The sequence below is a fragment of the Nitrospirota bacterium genome, from assembly GCA_030645475.1.
Classification (GTDB): Bacteria; Nitrospirota; Nitrospiria; order Nitrospirales; family Nitrospiraceae; genus Palsa-1315.
Genome location: JAUSMA010000045.1, coordinates 1 through 1543, shown reverse-complemented (window position 1 = coordinate 1543; position 1543 = coordinate 1). Strand labels below are relative to the sequence as shown.

General features: G+C 56.8%; 3 protein-coding genes. All 3 read left to right on the top strand.

What is annotated here, in order from left to right:
* On the top strand, positions 1 to 183 hold a 183-nt coding region (locus Q7U76_08910; protein MDO8356494.1), incomplete at its 5' end, for a DUF5069 domain-containing protein.
* A gap of 133 nt (positions 184 to 316) precedes the next feature.
* Entirely contained in the window at positions 317 to 736 is a 420-nt protein-coding gene (locus tag Q7U76_08905) for a hypothetical protein (protein MDO8356493.1), read from the top strand.
* Between the two features lie 360 nt (positions 737 to 1096).
* Entirely contained in the window at positions 1097 to 1432 is a 336-nt protein-coding gene (locus Q7U76_08900; protein MDO8356492.1) for a hypothetical protein, read from the top strand.
* The last annotated feature ends 111 nt before the right edge of the window (positions 1433 to 1543 follow it).

Sequence of the window (1543 nt, the reverse complement as noted above, 5' to 3'; positions counted from 1 at the left end):
CACAAAGCCTCTGAGCTCGAGCTCTGGAACGATTTAATGCTGACGCGCGGGCCGAGCAGCCCGGAGAAACAACAGTACTTCAACCAGCTCAGAGACGCCGTCGATCCCTCCCGCACCGACCTCACCGCCTGGTCAGACCTTCAAGACTTAGAAGAAGGCCGAGCCATTCCGCGAAGGCCATAGCGCTTATTCACACCTCGCGAGTACAATAGCTTTTGATTGCGCCAAGAGCGTTGATGCAGAGGTTCACGGCATTGGGAAAATGATGCAGGCCTCCCCGACAATCATACATCTCATCAAATGGCCGCTTCTCACGATGGCACTTTCGCTAGCGGCCTGTGGGAGCATCGATCCTGGAGCAACATACCTGGCGACAAATGGGACAGGCGAGATACTTCGAACCAGGACGACCGTTGGGACAACAGCCCCCGCCGGCTGCCCCACAACCACTGTCTCGGTTCCGACTAGCCCAAATGGACTCACCGTCACGTACCGGGAGCCCGCCACCAATGCGACCGGTTCTCCGCTCACCAATCTCCTGCTGACCTCCATCTATCTCAGCTCGCCTAAGGGCCAGACCCAGGTCATTCGGATATGGACGAACGACCCCCGAGGGGGAGGAACCATCACCATTCGAAATATCATTCCAGCTGCGCCTCAAGTCAGAATCTGCGTGACCGCCACGAACATTGCCGGGCAAGAATCAGCCCCTGTGTCTCAGCCCCAGCCAAAATAAAGTCACTCCACGCGAAATCCTCAACTCCCCTTTGAAGATCAGACTCGCAATCTAAGCCTCGCACTATTCGCGGCCTGAATAGATCACTCCGGGAAAGCACTTCATCCCAACCATCGCTTTGCCCAGGGAAGTCCCTTCAGCCACAGTCGCATACCCGCACCAGCAACCTTGATCCCCGTAATGGCAACAGTGCTACCTCCTGCCGACCACATCAACGGAGAAGAAGGGAAAGGAACCTTTAGAAATGATGCCGGTCGTCCGATAAGGAAGGACGAGCGACAGACTCCCGCTGCCCGATGCATCCATTCAGATGACTCGGCAGTTGGCGCACAGACAAATACATCTCAGGAACTCACATAGATGAAACGAGTGGTGATCGAGGAACTCTTGCCGGATATGATCCTGGTCAAACCCGTGACCAATGCCAACGGACTTCCCATCGTGGCAGTCGGGACTATACTCGACGCGCCCATGATCGAGCGCCTCCAACGGATGGGAACGACCTCAGTCTATGTGGAGGGCGATGCAGGGGGCGCCGGCGGAAAAACGCTGACGGAGCTTGAGGCTGAACTCGATCATCGGTTCCGGCATGTCACGCAAGATCCTATCCAACAACTCATCCTCAAGACTCTCCGGACACATTTGCATGCCACGCATAGCACCGCCTTGGTGACAGAGGGACCTGCAACAGCATGACCACATTCAATCCGACGGACTTGCGCAACCGGATCGAGAAACTCGGAGATCTGCCGACGCTCCCCCATGTCGTGCAGCGGCTCGCCGCCATGATCGGCAGCCCGACGGTCT

Bases quoted from the DNA above. Each gene is read 5' to 3' on its own strand.
- Q7U76_08905 (MDO8356493.1), top strand. From the start codon at position 317: ATGGCACTTTCGCTAGCGGCCTGTGGGAGCATCGATCCTGGAGCAACA.
- Q7U76_08900 (MDO8356492.1), top strand. From the start codon at position 1,097: ATGAAACGAGTGGTGATCGAGGAACTCTTGCCGGATATGATCCTGGTC.